This is a genomic window from Aeromonas sp. 5HA1 (assembly GCF_029237245.1).
GTDB classification, from domain to species: Bacteria; Pseudomonadota; Gammaproteobacteria; order Enterobacterales; family Aeromonadaceae; genus Aeromonas; species Aeromonas salmonicida.
The window spans coordinates 108230-128329 of record NZ_JAACFW010000007.1 but is presented as its reverse complement, the minus strand read 5'-3'; the positions used below and the strand labels follow the sequence as shown (position 1 = coordinate 128329).

Genomic DNA, 20100 nt, shown 5'->3' with positions numbered 1-20100 from the left:
GCCAAATGGTGGCCGGGTCTGTGAGCCGGATCCAACTTTCGTTATGAAAACGTTATCTTGTTGAAAAGGGTTGGTTTTTTTGCCCTGCTGCTCACATTTGAAACGATTGCCGCTGATTAATATGGCATCGCTCGGCAATGACCGGGTACTCGGATATCGAGACTAACTACAGCGGGAATTATAAAAAAATGGATATGAAAAAGACCAAAGTGGCGCTGGTAACAGCCTCACTGCTCGCGCTTTTGTCCGGCTGCAATGACAACAGCTCTTCACCCTCTACCCCTGAACCTACGGATGGGCCTGTCGCCCGTCTGCCCGATGTGCAACCCCCTGCCGAGCAACTGGTTGCCGGCCCCGATCAGGCGGTGATCGCCCTGGTGGATACCCAGACCAGCGCCGCGCGCGGAATAGAAGGGCCCTTTGCCAACCACAGCCTGCACCTGTGGAACAACGACGCCTGTAACGCTACCGCCGAGAGCGGTCTGAATTCGGGCTGGGATGACAAGGCCAATACCCCGACGGCGGTCGACAGTTTCGGCCCCAGCTGGGTGGTTCCGCTGGCCAAGCTGGAAGGCTGTATCAACTTTATTGCCCGCAACGGCGATCTCGCCAACCTGACCGGCGCCGACATGAAGGTGGTCTTCAGCGATCACCCTGATCGCACCGTGGCCATAGTTGCAGGCAAGAGCGAAGTCTTCGACAGTCGTGCCGATGCCTTTACCGCCGCCTTTGGCGTGGCCGGGGCCAGCGCCCATCTGATCGATGGCAACACCCTGATCTGGCAAGGGGGCAAGGACAAGCCCCATGTGCGCCTCTATTACACGGAGTCGGGCACCATCAAGGCCAATGCCGAGGGTGTGTTCGACTTCCCCTATCTCAGCCTGACCGCGACCAGCCTGACCGCCGAGCAGCAGGCCAAGTACCCGCACCTCAAGGATGCAGCGGCCTTCGCCCTGCCATCCGGCAAAGATCTCAAGCCCCTGCTCAAGGGCGAGCTGGTGGCCATTGGCACGGATGCCGACGGCATTTTGCAGGGGGCGACTCTGGTGCAGAGCGCCGGCGCCCTCGATGCCCTCTACGCAGAGGAAGCCACCAAGCTGGCCTATGGCGCCATCGTTGAAGGGGGCAATGTCACCTTCCGGCTGTGGGCGCCAACCGCCAAGTCGGTCAAGCTGGCGTTGTTCGACGAGCAGCACAAGGCCCTCGGCGAGCGCACCATGACACAAGACGACGCCAGCGGCAGCTGGAGCGTGCAAGGAGGTCAGGAGCTGGTCGGAAAATTCTACCGCTATGATATCCAGGTCTATCACCCGCTCAGTCGCAAGCTGGAATCCTATCAGGTAACAGACCCCTACTCCCTGAGCCTGGCGATGAACTCCGAGTTCAGTCAGGTGGTGGATCTCGATGATCCGGCCCTCAAGCCGGAAGGGTGGGACAGCCTGAAGGCCCCCCACAGCCAGCAGAACCCTGCCGACATCACCATCTATGAGGCCCATGTCCGGGATCTGACCGGCAACGATGAGTCCACCAAGCCGGAACACAGAGGCAAGTTCCTCGGCCTGACCGACAGCGACAGCGTACCGGTCAAGCATCTGCAATCCCTTGCCCAGAGCGGCGTCAGCCATCTGCACCTGTTGCCTGTGTTCGACATCGCCACCGTCAACGAGGATCCGGCCAAGGTCGCCAACCTCCAGGATGACTTCAGCAAGCTGTGTCAGGTCAATGCCGAGGTGAAGGATTCCAAGTTTGGCGGTTACTGCGGCGGTGGCCAGACCATAGAAGCCGTGCTGGCCGATCTGCAAGGGGCCGACAGCAAGGAGAACCCGCAGGTGCAGGAGCTCTCCGGCTATCTGCGTGGCGTTGACTCCTTCAACTGGGGTTATGACCCTTATCACTACACTGCGCCGGAAGGCTCCTATGCCACCGATGCCGAAGGCAGCCAGCGGATCCTGGAGTTCCGCGAGATGGTCAAGGCCATCAAGCAGAACATCGGCATGAACGTGGTGATGGATGTGGTCTACAACCACACCAACGAAGCCGGCCTCGGTCCCAAGTCGGTGCTCGACAAGATAGTGCCCTGGTACTACCAGCGCCTCAATCCGGAGACCGGCTCGGTCGAGAACTCCACCTGCTGCTCCAACACGGCGCCGGAACACGCCATGTTCGCCAAGCTGATGGATGACTCTCTGGTGACCTGGGCCCGCGACTACAAGATCGACGCCTTCCGCTTCGACCTGATGGGTCACCACCCGAAAGATCAGATGGTGCAGGCGCTGGCCGCAGTGAAGCAGGTCAACCCCGAGATGTACTTCTACGGCGAGGGCTGGAACTTCGGCGAGGTGCAGGATGACAAGCGCTTCGTGCAGGCGACCCAGAAGCACCTGGCCGGCACCGGCATCGGCTCTTTCTCCGACCGCTTGCGTGATGCGGTGCGCGGCGGCAGTCCGTTTGACGGCGGCGATACCATTCGCAAGACCCAGGGCTTTGGCAACGGCGCCCTGGTGGATGCCAACGAGATGGACGGCGTCGAGCTGGCTACCGCGCTGCACCAATCCGACCTGGTTCGCCTCGGCATGGCCGGCAACCTCAAGGAGTTCGTGCTGACCGACAAGGACGGCATGCCGAAGAAGGGCTCCGACATCGACTACAACGGTCAAGCTGCGGGTTATGCCCAGGATCCGACCGAGATCCAGAACTATGTCGACAAGCACGACAACCAGACCCTGTTCGACAACCTGATCTACAAGGCGCCGGAAGGAGCCGATCTGGTGCGGATGCAGGGGGTATCGCTGGCCACCGCCATGCTGGGGCAGGGCATTCCCTTTACCCACGCAGGTGTCGAGCTGCTGCGTTCCAAGTCCATGGAGCGGGACAGCTACGACTCGGGTGACTGGTACAACCGGGTCGACTACACCCTTGCCGACAACAACTTCGACAAGGGGTTGCCGCGCAAGGACAAGGATGGGGACAACTACCCGTTGATCGAGCAGGTACTTGGCAAGCACGTCAAGCCGAGCGGGGCCGACATGGCGACCATGGTGGGCTTCTATCAGGAGTTGGCCGAGCTGCGCCAATCCTCCCGTCTGCTGCGCCTTGGCAGCGGCGCCGAGGTGATCAAGCGGGTTGATTTCCGCAATACCGGGCCTGACCAGGTGCCGGGACTTATCGTGATGACGGTGGATGATGGCGTCAATGCCGGTGCGGATCTGGATCCCGCCATCGAGGGTCTGGTGGTGATGATCAACGCCACCAACCAGCCCCAGAGCATCAGCGACTTCCGTGATGGCAAGGATCAGCCCATCGATCTGAGCACGCTGCAGCTGAGCCCGGCCCACCATGCCGGTAGCAGCATCGCCGATGGCGCCCTTGCCAGTGGTGGTCAACTGACCCTGGGAGCCTGGTCTGTCGCCGTGTTCGTCAAACCGCAGGCCGGAGCCCAGGGCGCGGGTCTGCCGGTGAGCAAGAAGATAGACCTGAGCACGGTTCCGCCCTTTGGTGACACCGATGTCTTCGTGCGTGGTTTCCTGAACGAGTGGGATCCGGTCAACAAAATGATCTTTGGTGGCAACTTTACCTACGAGTTCACCACCGAAGTGACGACCGATCAGCTTGGTACCACCCAGGTGAAGATTGCCGGTAGTGACTGGGACGGCCCGATCAACTACGGCAAGTGCAGTGACACCGACCAGCTGGCGACAGGTCAGGTCAGCGTGCTCTGTGCCAATGGCGGGGATCTGCCGTTCAACGCTGACAAGGCGGGCAGCTACAAGTTTGTGTTCACGGCAATGAACAAGGACAAACCGACCCTGAGCGTCAGCTTCACCGAGCCGGTGCAGAGCTGCAAGGTGCTGGATACGGTGGCGGGCAATCCACTCGGCTACAACCTGTTCGTCAAGGGTGAGCTGTCCGGTTGGGCTGCCCAGCCCCAGTATCAGCTGAGCTACAAGGGGATGGACGGCGACCTCGCCATCTATCAGGCCGCGTTCAACTACATTGGCACCAGCGAGTTCAAGGTCGCCAATGAAGACTGGAGCAAGGAGTACCTGCTCAACGGCGGTGGCGCTGTCACTGCCGAGACGGGCTACTCTCTCGGCTTCTCCCAGGCTGGCAGTGCCAACAACAGCATCACATTGCCGCAAGGATTGTGGAGCGTGCTGGTGAAGGTTGACCCGGCTGGTACCAAGGCCGGTACCGCCGTCATTCAGGAGTGCAGTGCCAAGTAAGCACACCCATAGAGTCCGGGGCTGGCTCGGCAGCCCCGGGTTGAATTCCACCTTGCCAAGGGTGGGATAACTCCGAGAGAGTAAACAAAGCGCGACTGCCAACCGGCAGCCGCGCTTTTTCTTTGCAGGTGTGAGGTGGGGGGAAAGAGAAAAGCCGTCCCTGTCGGGGGACGGCTTTGCATATGGCGATCTCGTTTGCGGGCTGGATCAGCGCTTGCGCAGCAGACGCAGGGCGTTGGCCGTCACCAGGGCGGTGGCACCGGTATCCGCCAGCACGGCAATCCACAGACCCGTGATGCCGAGCAGACTGGTGACCAGGAAGATGGCCTTGAGTCCCAGCGCCAGCGCTATGTTCTGGTGGATGTTGGCCAGTGCCGCCCGCGACAACCGGATCATGGCGGCGATGCCGCCGAGCTGGTTGTGGGTCAGGGCGGCATCGGCCGTCTCCAGCGCCACGTCTGTGCCGCCACCCATGGCGATGCCAATGTTGGCCCGCTTCATGGCGGGGGCGTCGTTGATGCCATCCCCTATCATGGCGACCTTCTGGCTGGCGGCCAGCTTGGCGATCTCTTCCACCTTGTCTTCCGGCAGCAGGCTGGCGCGCCAGCCCATGCCGAGCTCGTTGGCAATCGCCTCGGCGGCGCGGGGGTTGTCACCGGTCAGCATAATGCTGCGCAGTCCCAGCCCCTTGAGCTCCGCCAGGGCCGCTGCCGCTTCGGGACGGATCTGGTCCCGCAGCGCCAACAGGGCCGCCGGTGCTGCGCCCGGCTGGCCGAGCACGACCACCGTCTTGCCCTGCTGCTCAAGGGTGGCTATTTGTGCGTTGAGGGCATTGCTCAGCGGGTCAATCCGGCTCGGTGCCAGCAGTTGCCAGAGGGTGCCGTCGATGCGTCCCTCCACCCCCATGCCTGGCAGGGCGCGCAGATCCCGGGCTGCGGCCAGAGTCAGCCCCTGCTCACGGGCGGCGGCCACCACGGCGCGGGCCAGCGGATGATGGGATCCCTGCTCTATGGCGGCGGCCAGTGCCAACAGTTCGGCCTCCGGCTGGTCATTGAGGCTGACCAGTTCGGTCAGTTGCGGCTTGCCCAGGGTCAGGGTGCCTGTCTTGTCAAACGCGACTGTGTCTATATGGGCCAGTCGTTCCAACGCGGCGCCGCCCTTGATCAGGGCCCCCTGGCGGGTTGCCGCCGCCAGGGCGGAGGTCACTGCCGCCGGGGTAGAGATCACCAGGGCGCAGGGGCAGCCGATAAGCAGCAGCGCCAGTCCGCGATAGACCCACTCGTCCCAGCTCTGGCCAAAGGCCAGCGGTGGCACTATCACCACCAGCAGGGCAACCAGCATCATGGCAGGGGTATACCAGCGGCTGAAGCGGTCGATGAAGCGCTCTATGGGGGCGCGCTGGGTCTCGGCCTCCTCGATCAGGTGCAGTATGCGGTCGATGGCGTTGTTGCCGGGTTCGGACACCACCTCGAGGCGCAACACCCGATCCGCCGCCAGACTGCCGGCGGGCACCTTGTCGCCCTGGCGACGCTCCACCGGAATGGACTCACCGGTCAGGGCACTTTCGTCAAACGCCCCAAGGGCGTCGAGCAAACGGGCATCCGCCGGCAGGCGGGCACCCGGGGCGATTTCTATGATGTCGCCGGGACGCAGCTGGTCGGCAGCCACCTCTTCCCGTATGTCACCGTCAGCCCTAGTGCGGATACGCAGTGCCTTGTCGGGCACCAGCGCCATCAGGGCGGTGACGCCGGCGCGGGCACGGCCGGCGGCGTAGGCCTCCAGATGTTCCCCCAGCATGAAGAGCAGCAGTACCATGGCCGCCTCGGCGGTTTCACCGAGGAAGAGGGCGCCCAGCGCAGCCACCGTCATCAGGGTCTCGATGGCGAAGGGGGAGCCACTCCTGGTCAGGGCCCAGGCTTTGCGGGAGATGGGCCACAGGCCCCAGAGGGTGGCCAGGGTAAACAGCGGCTGGCCGAACTCTTTCGGCAGCAGGGCCGCCACCAGCATCAGGCCGGCCAGCGACAGGGGCTGCCAATATTTGGCGAGCATGGCCATCTGCGGGCTGCTGCGCCTGGCGTTGTCGTCCCTGGGCTGAGTTGCGTCTTTGAGCCGGAAACCCGCGGCCAACACGGCGGCGGTGACGGGGTCGGGGGAGAGGCCGGGGGCGAGATCCACCACCAGCTTCTCGGTGGCAAACAGCACGCGGGCCTGCTGCACGCCCGCCACCCGGCTGACGGCGGTTTCTATCTTGCGGGCACAACTGGGGCAATCCATTCCCAGTACCTGCCAGCTGTGGCGGCGGCTGTCCTGCTCCGGCGCGACTAACGGCTCGGTGGTGTCGGTGGTGTGCTCATGGTGATCATGCTGGTCATGGTCATGGTCATGGTCATGGTCATGAGGCGGCTGCGGGCTGCAGCAGCTCTGGCTTTGACAACTTCCTCTGGGGGGCTCTTCATCCCCCGGCGATTCACTCACCCCCTGATCCTGATGATCATGGGGTGCCTTGCTGGCGCAGCAACTGACCGGTTCGACATTGTCACAGCAGTGGCTGTCGTGTTGATGTTCGACTTGGCTGGTGACGGCCTTGCCGGTGGCCGCTGTATGTTGATGGCTGCAGCAGGATTTGCTCATGATGAATCCCTCTTGGATGGATCCCGCCGGTGCGGAACCTTGGATAACTGAGCCGAGTGTAAACCTTGGTGTTAAGTCCAAGGTCAAGCCTCTTTATCTCCCTCTCTCGTTTGAGAGGGGCTGCCAGTTCGGTCCAGGAGCAAGTGCCGCTATATCCTTGTGATTGACGGGTGTTTGTCCTCGCCCGGGGCGCCTATACTGGGTGGCCCTATCCTCCCTCGATAATCAAGGACATAACATGAGCAATTCCGTTACTCTGCAAGGCAACCCCGTTTCCGTAGCCGGTCACTTCCCTGTTGCCGGTGAGCAGGCCAAGCCTTTCTCCCTGGTTGCCAAGGATCTGTCTGACGTGACCCTGGCGAGCTTCGCCGGTCAGCGCAAGATCCTGAACATATTCCCGAGCGTCGATACCCCGACTTGTGCCACCTCGGTGCGCAAATTCAACGAACAGGCCAGCGCGCTGGAGAACACAGTCGTGCTCTGCATCTCCGCCGATCTGCCGTTCGCCCAGTCCCGTTTCTGCGGCGCCGAAGGTCTGGACAAGGTGGTGACCCTCTCCACCCTGCGTGGTGCTGCCTTCATGCAGGATTACGGTGTGGCCTTCTCCTCCGGTCCGCTGGTGGGCCTGACTGCCCGCGCCATCGTGGTGCTGGATGCAGACAACAAGGTGCTGCACAGCGAGATGGTTGCCGAAGTAGCCGATGAGCCGAACTACGCGGCCGCCCTGGCTGCCCTGTAAGCTTCCGAGCGCAAAAATCCCGCCACGGTATGCCCGTGGCGGGATTTTTTTATGGATGGAACCCGGTTATCAGGGGGTCTTTACAGGCTGGGTGGCGGGTAATGGCTCAGGGTGTGGCTGCCAGTGTTCGTAGGGTCTGTGGATCTTGCTGTATATCTCCTCCAGCTTGCCTGATGCCGCCAACCTTTCTATGGCTTGCGCCAAAAACGCATCCATCTCATTGCCGGCTGCGCCCTTCTGAATAATAAACACATCTTCAAAGTCGCCAAAAAATTCTCGCTGGATATTGGTCAACCCCAGCTGGCGAAGCATCAGGTCCGCTTCCTCCTGTGCCCAGATAAAGGCATCGATACGGCCACGGGAGAGCTTGCGAAGGGATTGCTCGATACTCATGGAACGTTGTACTTGAAAGGGGAGCTCACCGGGTACGGCCTCGATTAACAAATCCCGTTGCGTCGCTTCGATGCCATAGGCCATGTCGGTGGTGACAGGATTCGCTGTATTGCTGTAGATGACATGGGCTACCTTGCCAAAGCTGCGGGTGCTGAAGCGATAGGGCAGCATGTCTGCATCGTGCAGATTGCGAATGGCGGGCAGGCTGAAATCGGCCTTGCCGTTGATCACCCCCGCCATGGCGCGGGCAATGGGGTAGATGGTGATCTCGATAGTCATATCGGGGTAGAGCGCGTCAATCTCATGGACCAGATCGACGAAGGGGCCTGTCTTGTCGGCGTTGATAAGGCCTGGCAATTCACCAAGGTGGGCCTTGATGACGCGGACCGGCTGGGCTGGGGGGCTGGAGGTGGTCGACGAGGTCTGGGAGAGACCTATGGTCGTGATACCGAGCAGGCCGAGCAATAGCATGGGGATATGTCTGAGCATGGTCTGTCTGCCTTCGAGGTGAATAATACTATTGTAGACAGCCATGACCCGGGCACAGTGCTCTTCCTCTTGCCGCTTGCGGATAGGGTTTTACTTCTTATGCCCCGCTAACTAGACTTCGCCTCCCACTTCTTTATCCGCGTACCCCCATGACCTTTAGCGAACTCGACCTCCATCCCGCCTTGCTGGCTGCCCTGCCTGCCACCCTGCACACGCCGACTCGCATCCAGCAGCTTGCAATACCCCTGGTATTGGCGGGGCAGGACCTGCTGGCGCTGGCCCAGACCGGCAGCGGCAAGACGCTGGCGTTCGGGCTGCCGCTGCTGCAACGGCTGGATCCCGCCTCCTGCCTAGTGCAGGGACTGGTCGTAGTGCCGACCCGCGAGCTGGCGATGCAGGTGAGCGCTGCCTTGCAAGGGGTCGCCGAGGCGCTGGGGCTACGCGTCCTGACCCTGTGCGGTGGCGTGACACAGGAGCGGCAACAGGCAGAGCTGGCGCTGGGGCCGCAACTGTTGGTGGCGACGCCGGGGCGACTGCGGGATCTGCTCACTCAGCAAGTGCTGGGGCTGGATGGCCTGCAACAGCTGGTGCTGGATGAGGCGGATCGCCTGCTGGAGATGGGTTTCTGGCCCGATATCCAGTGGCTGATGAATGAGATGCCCTCGCAGCGTCAGACCCTGCTCTTCTCCGCCACACTACCTGCCGAGCTGGATGACCTTGCCAATGGCTTGCTGACAGCACCGACCCGCATCGAGGCCAATCCCCTCAACAGCCTGGTCAACGAGATCGAGGAGCGGCTCTATCTGGTCAACAAGAGCAGCAAGGTGCCTGCGCTGATCAGCTTGCTCAAGGAGCAGGCCTGGCCGCAGGTGCTGGTGTTCATCAGTGCGCGGGACGATGCCGACGGCGTGGCCAGGAAGCTGGCCAGGGCGGGGATCCCGGTTGCCGCCCTGCATGGGGAGAAGGAACAGGCGGTTAGAGAGCTGGCACTCGACGATTTCAAGGCTGGCAAGGTGCGGGTGCTGGTGGCCACCGACCTGATGGCGCGGGGCATACATGTGGAGGCATTGCCTGTGGTCATCAACCTGGACTTGCCCGCCAGCGCCCCCGTTTATGTTCACCGTATCGGCCGTACCGCTCGCGCCGGGTGCGAGGGGCTGGCCATCTCGCTGGTGTGTCACGGCGAGAGCGATATCTTGGCGGCGATCCGCACCCTGACCGGCCGTGAGCTGCCGCTGGGGGAACTCGCAGGTTTCCCGGTGACCGACCTGCCCGCCAGCGGGGAGGGCAAGCGCCCACCTCGCGACAAGCAGGCTAACCGTCGCACCGCCAACAAGCGCAGCGTCAAGCAGTTCAAGGGCAAGGTCTAGTTCAAGGGTGAGTTGGACTGCCCGATTGGGCAGTACCAAAGGACGCCGGTTTCACTATGCTCCATGGGTTTAACCATGGAGGGATAGAAGATGACAAGCCTGTTAATGGGGCCCCTGCTGGGGCTCGAAGCGGAGACGCAGTACAGCATCTGCTTTCTGGCTGGGCCCGGCTGCAAGGGCGCCAGCATCAGGATCAACGGCGCCTTGCTGCCTGCCAGCAAGCAGGCGGATACCCCCAGAGGGGGCTTGTGGCGGGCCAGCTGGACGGCAAGCCCGGCCGCCGAGGGTGCTGCTGTGGAGTACCGCATCCTGCTAGATGGGGAACCCGCCCGGGATCTGGCCGGGGACGACCATTGGCAGTTTCATCTGCCGGGGCTGGCGGAGCCGGTGCGCATCGGTTACGCCTCTTGCAACGGTTTTTCCGACTTCAAGCTGCTCACCTCCACGCCTCAGCCCTATGTGATGTGGGACAGGCTTGCCGCCGAACACGCCGCGCATCCCTTCTCGCTGTTGCTGATGGGGGGGGATCAGGTCTATGCCGATTCCCTCTGGACCACGGTTCCCAGCCTCAAGGCCTGGAACGAGCTGGACAGGACGGAGAAGGTCAAACGCAAGGCGACCCGCACCATGGAGGAGCAGCTCGATCGCTTCTATTGCGATCTCTACTGCAAGCAGTGGAGCCGGCCCGAGGTGGCCCGCCTGCTGGCCCGGGTGCCAAGCGCCATGATGTGGGATGACCACGACATCTTCGATGGCTGGGGCAGCTATCCCGAGGATCTGCAGGGCTGTGATGTCTATCGGGCCATCTATGCTGCCGCGTCCCGTTATTTCCGGCTGTTCCAGCTGCGCAGCAGCGCCAATGCCTCCCTGCTGGACCCGGTCAATTTGAATCACCACTCCTGGCTGCTGACGTTTCGGGGTTACCGGATCCTGGCGCTGGACAACAGAGCAACCCGCACCCAGGCCCAGGTGATGAGCCGGTCCCAGTGGGAGCAGGTCAACGGTGCGCTGGCCGCCTGCGACGCGGGCCACCTGCTGGTCATGGCGGGGGTGCCCGTGGTTTATCGGGACTTCTCCTTCACAGAGGCGGCGCTGGATGCCACCCCCTGGGAAGAGGAGCTGACCGACGATCTCAAGGATCACTGGCGGGCCAAGGCCCATCAGGGGGAGCGGGCCCGTCTCATCATGCGGCTGCTGGACAACGCCCGACTGCGGCGCCAGCAGGATCAGGGCAGCAAGACACTGATCCTCTCCGGCGACGTGCACGTGGGCTGCCTGGGCGTCATCCAGGACAAGCGGGAAGGGGTCACCAATGCGCACCAGCTGGTCTCCTCCGGCATAGTCCATCCCTGTCCCACCCAGTTTCAGTGGATGGGGATCCTCGCCATGACCAACGACAATCCCGAATACCTCGACGAGAACCGCTTGATACGCGCCGAGCTCATCAAGCCGTTCGGCGCCCCCGTCTACCTGCGCACCCGCAACTTCGCCACCCTGCTGATGGGCAGCGACCACAAGCTGTGGGTCAACTGGCATTGCGAGAACGGGCTGGCCGCCAGCTATCCGCTGGCCTGATGGTCGGACAAACACAAAGGGCCCCGGCGGGCCCTTTTTTCTTTTCCACGTCATGCTCCCCGGGCCGTTTCATGCTCAGGGCTTGCCTTGTGCCTGGGCGAAGAAGTCGCGCCTAAACTGGCCGAGCACCTCCTCTCTGTGCTGCTGCCAGCGCTCGGGATCCATGCTCCCCTGACTGGCCGCCAGTTGTTGCTCCAGCTCGGTCAGCTGCTGCTGGTAGCGGCCGCGCTGATCCAGCTGTTGCTGGCGCGCACCGGCAAACGCCACGCTGGCCTCGGCCCGATCCGCAGGCAGGAAGTGGCGGGCCAATGTCTCCAGCTCCTCATCCCCCCACAACTGGCGCGCCTGCAAGAGGCGGGCATCCGGGTTGAACAGATCCGCCGCCAGATCCGGGTGATCCGCCGCCCACTCATCTTGCAGCCGGGTCAGGGCTGCCAGCCGTTCGGCCAGCGCCAGCTGTTCGCTGTCGCCGGCCAACTGATCCAGGGCCTGGGCGTAACGCCCCTGCAACCGTGTCAGGCTCTCCCCCTCACTCATCCACTGGGATTCCAGCGCGATCAGATTGACCAGCCGCTCGCTCAGCGGCTGGTCGGTGTCGCTGATCTCGCTGGCGAGCTGCTGGCTCAGCTCCGCAGGCATCTCTCGCCAGCTGGGGGGCTGTTGGGTGGACTGGCCCCCGCTGACCGCCGGGGTGAGCCGGGGCATGAGGGTTGTCATCGGCGCTGCTGGCGTCTGCTGCGGCTGACTTCCCCCATGCTGATTAACCTCGGCGTTTGCCGGGGCGGACCCTGGCTCATTCTGCCAGCCGAGGTTGAGCAGCAAGAGCGAGAGGACTGCCAGGGCCAGGATCCCGTAGCGGCGCTTCATCGGCTGATCTCGCCCTTGACCGGGAAGTGATCGGAGAGGTTGCTGGCGGGCCAGAGGCTGCCATCGCTGCTGCGCGGGATCCAGACGCTGTTGAGGTTATGACTGGCGGCGCCGTACTCCCGGCTCACCACCAGATAGTCCAGGTACTCGACGTTGGCGCCACCGGAGAGGGGGCCGCCTGCGTAGGGGTTGATCCTGGGGTCGAAGGTGGCTTCGGTATAGCCGCCATAGCCGGGTTCATGGGCGTCAAGATTGGCCAGCATGCTGGCGTAGTCGTCGGCGAACTTGCGCTTGTTGACGTTGAAGTCGCCGCCATAGATGACGGTGTCGCTGGCGGGGATCTTGAGGCTGGCGGCCAGGGTACGAATTTGGCCGAACTGGATCTGGCGCAGCCGTCTCGCCTCGTCGGTGTCGAAGCTGGCGGTGTGGGTGGCGAACAGATGCCAGGCTTTGCCCCCCTTGATCACCTCGGCGTACATCACCCCCTTGTCGGCGAAACAGTCGGTGCCGGTGCACTGGGGATAGACCAGCTGGGCCTCCCGCACGATTGGGTAGCGGCTGACGATCACCACGCCGCCGTCGTGGATGTTGACCCCCGGCTTGTCGAGCACCTTGGTCTGATAGGGGTACTCTTTGGCCAGCGCCTGCAGGAAGCCCTCGCGGCGGCCGTCGAACACCTCTTGCAGCAGCAGGGCGTCATAGCCCTTGAGGTAATCGGGCAGCAAGGTTAACCGTTCGCCAATGCTGGAGGCGATCACCGGCAGGGCCCAGACGTTGTAGCTGGCCACCTTGAGCTTGCTCTCCGAAGGCTCCGGTTGTTCCCGTGGTTGTGGCGGGGTCAGCATGTAGTGCAGATCGTCGTAACGGCCGGTGAATTTGGCGGCAAAGGCCAGCTCCTGCGGCCCCTGGGTACGATGCAGGGCGCGGTCGCTCTTCCACCCCGAGCTGACGGTCGGGGTGTCGCCACCGTGCTGCAGGGTGGTGTTCCACCAGGTGCCCTCCATCAACTGGTTGAGGCGATAGGTGTCGCCGCTGGCCGTGGTGACACGGGTTTCGAACAGATAGCTTTTGCCCGCCTTCACCCCCTCGTAGCGATTGAAGCTGAGCACCATGGCGCTCTCCCAGGGGCCCACCTCCGTTCTGTGCTGGATCCATTGGCTGCCCGCCTGCAGCTGGCCGCTGCCGCTCTGGCTGATTGCCAGCTGCAGGGGTTCCGGGCCGTTGTTGGTGAGGTAGACATCGGTATCGGCCAGCGCCTGCAATGGAAACTGGCTGACCAGCAGCAGGGCGGCATAACTGAGGGGCTTGTGCATCATTAAGTCCTTTTGGTTGAGGCACGATGGAAAGTGACTGTTATGGCGGGCATAGAGGTCATTTTATTTACATTTTTGTTACAAACAAATGAAAGGCCCCATATGGGGAGAGGGGGTGGCATTGAGGGGAAGGCTGCGGGTCAGTGGCCGTTCAAGCGGAGGATCTAGATCAGGCTTGGTAATCAAGGGGGCGCGTACCGGTCGGCACGCACCCCGGGTGACGGGTCAGTGGCGGAACTGGTTGATCAGGCGGGAGAGGGCATGCAGCCGCTCCACCAACAGCGTGATGCCGTCCAGGGCCTGCCTGCTGTTGTCGGCTGTGTGGCTGGCCAGCTGGTGGATCTGGTGGATGCCGTGATCCAGGGTACTGGTGACATCCGCCTGCTGGCTGACGGCCTGGGCAATTTCGTCGCTGGTGTGGGTGACCTGGGTCAGCATGCGGTTGATCTGGTTGAGCACCTCGGCTGTGGTGCTCACGTGCTGCTGGCAACGCTCCGAGGTCTGGGCCCCCTGGGTCATGCCATCAGCCAGCTGGCGGGTGGTCTGCTGCAGCGCCTGGATCATCTCGTGGATCTCGCCGGTGGAGCTGCGGGTCTTCTGAGCCAGTGCCCGTATCTCGTCGGCCACTACCGCAAAACCACGCCCCTGCTCACCGGCCCGCGCCGCCTCTATGGCCGCATTGAGGGAGAGCAGATTGGTCTGATCGGCGATCTGGCTGATCACCGCCAGGATCCCGCTGATCTTCTGGCTGTCACCGGTCAGTTGCGCCAGCACCTGATGGTTGGCATCAAGTTCTTCATGCAACTGATTGACCGATGATTGTGTGGTCGCCAGCGCCTGCAATCCCTCGGCCGATACCTGTTGTACCTCGCCCACCAGGGCGTTGGCCTGATGGGCGCTGTTGGCCACGTCACGGATCGACTGGCTCATTTGCGTGATGGCGGCGGCCAGCTGCTCGCTCTGGGCTCGCTGCTGTTGCAGGTGGGTGTCTATGGTCTGGATATTGCCCCTGTCATCCTCGGCGGCCTGCAGTATCTGCTGGTTGGTGTCGGCGCTGCGCCCCACCACCGCCTTGAGCTCGGCCCGCTTCATGCGCAGGGCCAGCTCGAGAGCCGCCAGTGTGTCCCGCCGTTTGGTGTAGAGCACCTGGCAGAGCGGGGTGCCCATCTCCTCGCCTGCCGTGGTAGCCAGCCGGTTGAGCCGCTGTTGCAGCCGCCAGCCGTGGATCATCTGAGCCAGCAGGGTCGTTGTGCCAATAACCCCCCACAAGGGATGGCCAGTAACGAGGGCCGTCAGCAGGGCGAGCAGGGCCGTGCCGGAGAGGAGCTGGGTGAGCTGGCCCGGCTCCAGGGTGAGCCGGCTGGGCCAGGGCAGCGCCTTGCCCGCCCGGATGCGGGCGTAGAGCTGCTCAGCCCAGGCGATGTCCTGTTCGCTCGGGCGGGTACGCACCGACTGGTACTCTATGATCTGCCGCTGGTCGTTGAGGATCGGTGTGACGTAGGCGTTGACCCAGTAGAAGCTGCCGCTCTTGGCACGATTCTTTACCAGTCCCATCCAGCTCTTGCCCTGGCGCAGTCGCTGCCACATGTCGGCAAAGGCAGCCTTGGGCATGTCGGGATGACGTACCAGATTGTGGGGCACCCCTTCCATCTCGGCGGCGTTGTAACCGGCTACCTCGCAGAAGTGCTGGTTGGCATAGGTGATGTGGCTGGTGGGATCCGTGGTCGAGATCAGGGATAGGTGGTCGGGGAAGCGTATCTCCCCCTCCCGTTGGCTTGTAGTCATGTGAGCATCCTGAGTGAGTCAAGTAACTGATAATTTTGTTTTTATTTTTGTGATGGTTACCGGCTCATTCTATGGGGCGGAGATGACACTATCTTGGCTTGGGTCAATTAATCGACACTCTAGCCTGGTGAAATAGTGCAAATAGAAAGCCCGCAGGGTTCAGGTTGCTGTCATGGGGAAAAGGGGCGCCGGGTGGCAGACAAAGGGGAATGTGATGGCGCCCCGACCGGGGCGCCAGGGATCAGCGACTGGCCAATGGGTAGGTAAAAAGGGCCAGATGGGCGAAGTTGAACAGGAAGTGGATGACGATGGCGACGCTCAGACGACCGCTGAAGTGGAACGCCAGACCGTAGCAGGCGCCCGCCAGGGCGGCAAACAGCATCAGCAGCGGGCCACCGGCGAGGTGAGCTGCGCCGAACAGCAGGCTGGCGACCAGGATGCCGAGCCAGAGCCGGCTGCGGGCGGCCACCCCTTGCTGGATGAAGCCGCGAAACAGCGCCTCTTCCGCCACGCAGGTGAACAGCAGATTGTTGAGGGCAAACAGCCACCACCAGTAGGGAAGGCCCGCTTCGGGCTTGAGCGCCCCCAGTTGCCAGGCGGTGATCAGCAGGGCCGCCAGCGGCAGCAGCAGGGCCAGCGCTCGCCAGCGGATCGCACCGCCCTGGCCGAGCAAGGCGGGCCAGGCCAGCAGCAGGCCGAAGAAGACCAGCGGCTTGTCCAAGTTGAGGTACATGTTGAAGGGCACGCTGGCGGGACCGGCCTGCACCTGATCCAGCACCTTCAGATTGTTGAAGCCGGGGATGAGGTGCAGCATCAGCGCTATGGCCCACAGCAGTATCAGGGTCAAGGCTACACCATGCCAGGGCTGGGGCAGGTTGGGGGTGCGCCAGGCCAGCAACAGGCCCGCCAGCGTGATCAGCAGGGCGGAAGGGCTGAGGTGGTCTAGGTAGAGGGCGGCCAGCAGGGCGACCCCCAGCAGGATCAGGCCGGGCAGGCGTTGCCGGGCCAGACAGAGCAAGACGGCCAGCGCCAGTGCTCCCCAGATGAGCGAATCAGGTAGAGGTAACATTGAGTCTCCAAGGCCGATAAAAGTCCCGCACCTTAACAAGTCGTCACATCATGACACAAGGCTTAATAGGCTGGTCGGATCCCTGCAAGGGTAAGCCTGCGGCGGGGAGCTGCCATGAAAAAGCCGGAGCTGAGGCTCCGGCTTTTCTGATACGGCATTGCCAGGTTGGGGGCGTTTTAGCGACCCGCCCCGGCAATCACACGGGATTTATCGACCGGATTCGGCGATGACGCGGGCTATGATGTCGGCGCGCTTGGTGGCTTCCAGCTCGCCCAGGGCGATGAGGCCGGCCTTGAAGATGACGTTCTTCGGCAGGCTGACATCGTCCAGGGTGGTGATGGCTTCGACGTGCAGACCGTTCAGACGGCTGGCATCGCGCGGGCTCAGGTTGACCTGAGTGTTCATCACCTGCTTGCTTTTCTTCTTGGCAGGCACGGCTTGTTTGGTCTGGTCCTGCTCGTCTTCCGGCTGTTCTGGTTGTTCGCCGTCAAAATCGTAAATAGACATAGTCAATCCTGTTGGGTTGCAAGGGGCATGCTCGCCCTAAATGTGGGTATTCAGCCCATATCCTCATTGCGGATAAAGGCGCGCCAGGAGCCTAGCACCTGGGCAAAGTCTTCCAGCCCGCACATGGCCAGCTGCTCATCATCGTAGTAGGCGAGATCGTCGAGATCCTCATCCTGTTCGATATTGAGGACGTTGGCTTTCACCTCGGCTTCCTCATGGGTGAGCAGCAGTGAATAGTCACCGCCGTGCAGCTGGTACTCTGTGCGGGTGCGATTGGACAGCTGGTCGATGATGGAGAAGAGCTCATCGAGCTTCTCCTCATCCTTGCCAACTTCATCGATCAACCACTGACCGATGGCCTCATGACCCATGGAGAACCGGGCGCGATAGCCACCGAACGGGTCGCGGCGAAATTCATAGTCCATAGCGGAGTCCATATCGGAAGGATGAGGCCACCACAAAGCGGACTGGCATAGCGTCAGATCCATGATCCATGGTGGGTCACACATAGCGTAAAGTGGCCTATTCTAGCGATCCCTCCCGCGCTTGTCTTGATGATGTGGGATCTTTGCACGTCGGCCCCTGTGATTGTGGGCCACCAGGCGTCATGCCAGCTTGTTGTCCGGAGATGTTATGCAGCTAAACGATACCCTGGCCCGTCAGATAGTGAGCAGGGCGATGAAGATACTGTCGTTCTCGGTCAACGTGATGGATGAACACGGTTTGATCATTGCATCCGGCAATCCCGAGCGCCTCCATCAGCGCCACGAGGGTGCCGTGCTGGCGCTGACCGAGAACCGGGTGGTGGAGATAAGCGAGGCGACCGCCCAGCAGCTCAAGGGGGTGCGCCCTGGCATCAACCTGCCCATCGCCTATCAGGGGGAATTGCTCGGGGTCATCGGTATCTCGGGCGATCCGGACATAGTGCGTGCTTACGCCGAGCTGGTGCGCATGACGGCCGAGCTCATTCTGGAGCAGGCGGCGCTCACCGAGCAGTTGCAGTGGGACAAGCGCCACAAGGAGGAGCTGGTACTGCAGCTCATTCGCGGCGAGGGGCGGGTCGATCAACTGCAACAGGCGGCCCGTTTCCTCGAGCTGGATCTGGCCCAGCCTCGGGTGGTGGCGGTACTGGCGCTGGAGGAGGCGGATCCCGCCCGCCTGCGGGAGCTGGTGCATCTGCTGGAAAATCCGGAGCGGGACAATCTGGTGGCCATCAACGGCCTCGACGAGATAGTGGTGCTCAAACCGGCCCAGCTGAGCGGCGGCGTCTGGCAATCGGAGCAGGAGCGCAGCCGCATCAAGCAGTTGCTGGCCCGCATTCCCCACTTCAAGGTACGGATAGGGGTGGGTGATTACTTCGGCGGCATAGATGGTCTGGCGCGCTCCTACCAGACGGCGCGGAATACTCTGCGCCGGGGCATGCGGCAGGCTCCGCGCAAGCAAGTCTACTTCTTCGAGGATTACCGGTTGCCGGTACTGCTCGGCAGTCTGGCGGACTCCTGGCAGGCGGATCAGTTGCGGGCGCCCCTGCTCAGGCTGGCGCAGGAGGACACAAAGGGAACGCTGCAAAAGACGCTGCGCCAATATTTCTTGCAGGATTGTGATCTGCATCCCTGTGCCGAGGCGCTCTTCATCCACCCCAATACACTGCGCTATCGGCTGACCCGGATCGAGCAGATAACTGGGTTGAATTTCAACAAGTTAGACGACAAGTTCTTGCTCTACCTCGGGCTCAATCTCGACAACTGATTTGTTGTAATGAACAAAAAACCTCTCTTTAAATAGGCTTTATTTGGCTTTTCAGCCAACGCATTCCGATCCCGGATCACCATAATGGCCACCACTCACTCCCATTCAAGGTGCCCGTCATGATCCCTGTATCCGCGCTCGGCGCTCTCGCCGCGCTCTCCATCGCCATCTTCCTCATTCTGAAGAAGGTGCCGCCCGCCTACGGCATGATAGTCGGCGCCCTGGCCGGTGGCCTGATCGGCGGGGCCGATCTGACCCAGACCGTCGCCCTGATGATAGGTGGCGCCCAGGGGATCACCACTGCGGTGATGCGGATCCTGGCGGCCGGTGTGCTGGCAGGTGTGCTGATCGAATCGGGCGCCGCCACCACCATCGCCGAGACCATAGTCAAGAAGCTCGGCGAGACCCGCGCCCTGCTGGCGCTGGCACTGGCCACTCTGATCCTGACTGCAGTCGGCGTCTTTGTGGACGTGGCCGTCATCACGGTTGCCCCCATAGCGCTTGCCATAGCGCGCCGTGCCGACCTCTCCAAGGCGGCCATTCTGCTGGCCATGATAGGCGGCGGCAAGGCGGGTAACGTCATGTCCCCCAACCCGAACGCCATCGCCGCGTCCGACGCCTTCCACCTGCCGCTCACCTCCGTCATGGCGGCCGGCATCATACCTGGCCTGTTCGGGCTGGTGATGGCCTACTGGCTGGCCAAACGTCTGAACAACAAGGGCAGCAAGGTCGCGGCCGACGAGGTGGTGATCTTCAGTGGCAGCAAGCTGCCCGGCTTTGGCGCCGCCATCAGTGCGCCCCTGGTTGCCATACTGCTGCTTGCCCTGCGCCCACTGGCCGGTATCGTCGTGGATCCGCTCATTGCCCTGCCCCTCGGCGGCCTGGTCGGGGCCCTTATGATGGGCAAGTTCAGCAAGGTGAACCAGTTTGCGGTCTCGGGTCTGGCCCGCATGGCGCCGGTGGCCATCATGCTGCTGGGTACTGGTACCCTGGCGGGCATCATTGCCAACTCGGGTCTGAAGGATGTGCTGATCAGCGGCCTGACCGCCTCCGGTCTGCCCTCCTACCTGCTGGCCCCCATCTCGGGTGCCCTGATGTCGCTGGCGACCGCCTCGACCACGGCCGGGACAGTGGTGGCTTCCAACGTGTTCAGCTCCACCCTGATTGAGCTCGGCATCAGCAGTCTGGCGGGGGCCGCCATGATCCATGCCGGTGCTACCGTGTTTGACCACATGCCCCATGGCTCCTTCTTCCATGCCACCGGTGGCAGCGTCCACATGGGCGTGGGGGAGCGCCTCAAGCTCATCCCTTATGAAACAGCCGTCGGTCTGACCATAGCAGCCGTCTCCACCCTGATGTTTGGCGTGTTTGGTCTCGCCTGAGGAACTGA

At 62.5% G+C, this 20100-nt stretch carries 14 protein-coding genes; 6 read left to right on the top strand and 8 right to left on the bottom strand.

The window, feature by feature from the left end; translation table 11 throughout:
- Nucleotides 1-188: 188 nt before the first annotated feature.
- Nucleotides 189-4223, top strand: coding sequence for a pullulanase-type alpha-1,6-glucosidase (gene pulA, locus GWQ27_RS08585; RefSeq protein ID WP_275907131.1), 4035 nt, complete (start codon nt 189-191; stop codon nt 4221-4223).
- A 207-nt stretch (nt 4224-4430) separates the two neighbouring features.
- On the opposite strand, the gene GWQ27_RS08580 is transcribed toward pulA, so the two are convergent.
- On the bottom strand, nt 4431-6854 hold the full coding sequence (locus tag GWQ27_RS08580) for a zinc/cadmium/mercury/lead-transporting ATPase (RefSeq protein WP_275907130.1): 2424 nt from the start codon (nt 6852-6854) through the stop codon (nt 4431-4433).
- A 238-nt stretch (nt 6855-7092) separates the two neighbouring features.
- Between GWQ27_RS08580 and tpx the strand changes: the two genes are divergently transcribed.
- Nucleotides 7093-7593, top strand: a complete 501-nt coding sequence (gene tpx / locus GWQ27_RS08575; protein ID WP_005313625.1) for a thiol peroxidase — start codon at nt 7093-7095, stop codon at nt 7591-7593.
- 69 nt (nt 7594-7662) lie between these two features.
- Here the strand turns inward: tpx and GWQ27_RS08570 are convergent, their stop codons facing one another.
- Nucleotides 7663-8475, bottom strand: a complete 813-nt coding sequence (locus GWQ27_RS08570; protein WP_265451796.1) for a transporter substrate-binding domain-containing protein — start codon at nt 8473-8475, stop codon at nt 7663-7665.
- A 149-nt stretch (nt 8476-8624) separates the two neighbouring features.
- Between GWQ27_RS08570 and GWQ27_RS08565 the strand changes: the two genes are divergently transcribed.
- Together GWQ27_RS08565 and GWQ27_RS08560 are read left to right on the top strand one after the other, a co-directional pair.
- Nucleotides 8625-9845 (top strand): DEAD/DEAH box helicase, encoded by a 1221-nt coding sequence (locus tag GWQ27_RS08565; RefSeq protein WP_169046801.1) that lies wholly within the window; start codon nt 8625-8627, stop codon nt 9843-9845.
- Between the two features lie 90 nt (nt 9846-9935).
- Entirely contained in the window at nt 9936-11420 is a 1485-nt protein-coding gene (locus GWQ27_RS08560) for an alkaline phosphatase D family protein (protein ID WP_275907129.1), read from the top strand.
- A 75-nt stretch (nt 11421-11495) separates the two neighbouring features.
- On the opposite strand, the gene GWQ27_RS08555 is transcribed toward GWQ27_RS08560, so the two are convergent.
- From GWQ27_RS08555 to GWQ27_RS08530, 6 genes are all read right to left on the bottom strand, one after another.
- The gene (locus GWQ27_RS08555) at nt 11496-12287 is read right to left on the bottom strand and encodes a hypothetical protein (RefSeq protein WP_275907128.1); all 792 of its coding nucleotides are present in this window, start codon (nt 12285-12287) and stop codon (nt 11496-11498) included.
- Nucleotides 12284-13600, bottom strand: coding sequence for a sphingomyelin phosphodiesterase (locus tag GWQ27_RS08550; protein ID WP_275907127.1), 1317 nt, complete (start codon nt 13598-13600; stop codon nt 12284-12286). Before GWQ27_RS08550 ends, GWQ27_RS08555 begins: the two co-directional genes overlap by 4 nt.
- A 225-nt stretch (nt 13601-13825) precedes the next feature.
- Nucleotides 13826-15385, bottom strand: coding sequence for a PAS domain-containing methyl-accepting chemotaxis protein (locus tag GWQ27_RS08545; RefSeq protein WP_275907126.1), 1560 nt, complete (start codon nt 15383-15385; stop codon nt 13826-13828).
- 241 nt (nt 15386-15626) lie between these two features.
- Complete coding sequence (locus tag GWQ27_RS08540) at nt 15627-16454, bottom strand: CPBP family intramembrane glutamic endopeptidase (protein ID WP_275907125.1); 828 nt, start codon at nt 16452-16454, stop codon at nt 15627-15629.
- A gap of 207 nt (nt 16455-16661) precedes the next feature.
- A complete protein-coding gene (locus GWQ27_RS08535; RefSeq protein ID WP_275907124.1) occupies nt 16662-16961 on the bottom strand; it encodes a hypothetical protein in 300 nt (99 codons plus the stop codon).
- Between the two features lie 50 nt (nt 16962-17011).
- Nucleotides 17012-17386 (bottom strand): YacL family protein, encoded by a 375-nt coding sequence (locus GWQ27_RS08530; protein WP_005313595.1) that lies wholly within the window; start codon nt 17384-17386, stop codon nt 17012-17014.
- Between the two features lie 208 nt (nt 17387-17594).
- Between GWQ27_RS08530 and GWQ27_RS08525 the strand changes: the two genes are divergently transcribed.
- Both GWQ27_RS08525 and GWQ27_RS08520 read left to right on the top strand, forming a co-directional pair.
- A complete protein-coding gene (locus GWQ27_RS08525) occupies nt 17595-18710 on the top strand; it encodes a sugar diacid recognition domain-containing protein (RefSeq protein WP_275907123.1) in 1116 nt (371 codons plus the stop codon).
- Between the two features lie 119 nt (nt 18711-18829).
- Entirely contained in the window at nt 18830-20092 is a 1263-nt protein-coding gene (locus GWQ27_RS08520; protein WP_275907122.1) for a GntP family permease, read from the top strand.
- Nucleotides 20093-20100: the final 8 nt, after the last annotated feature.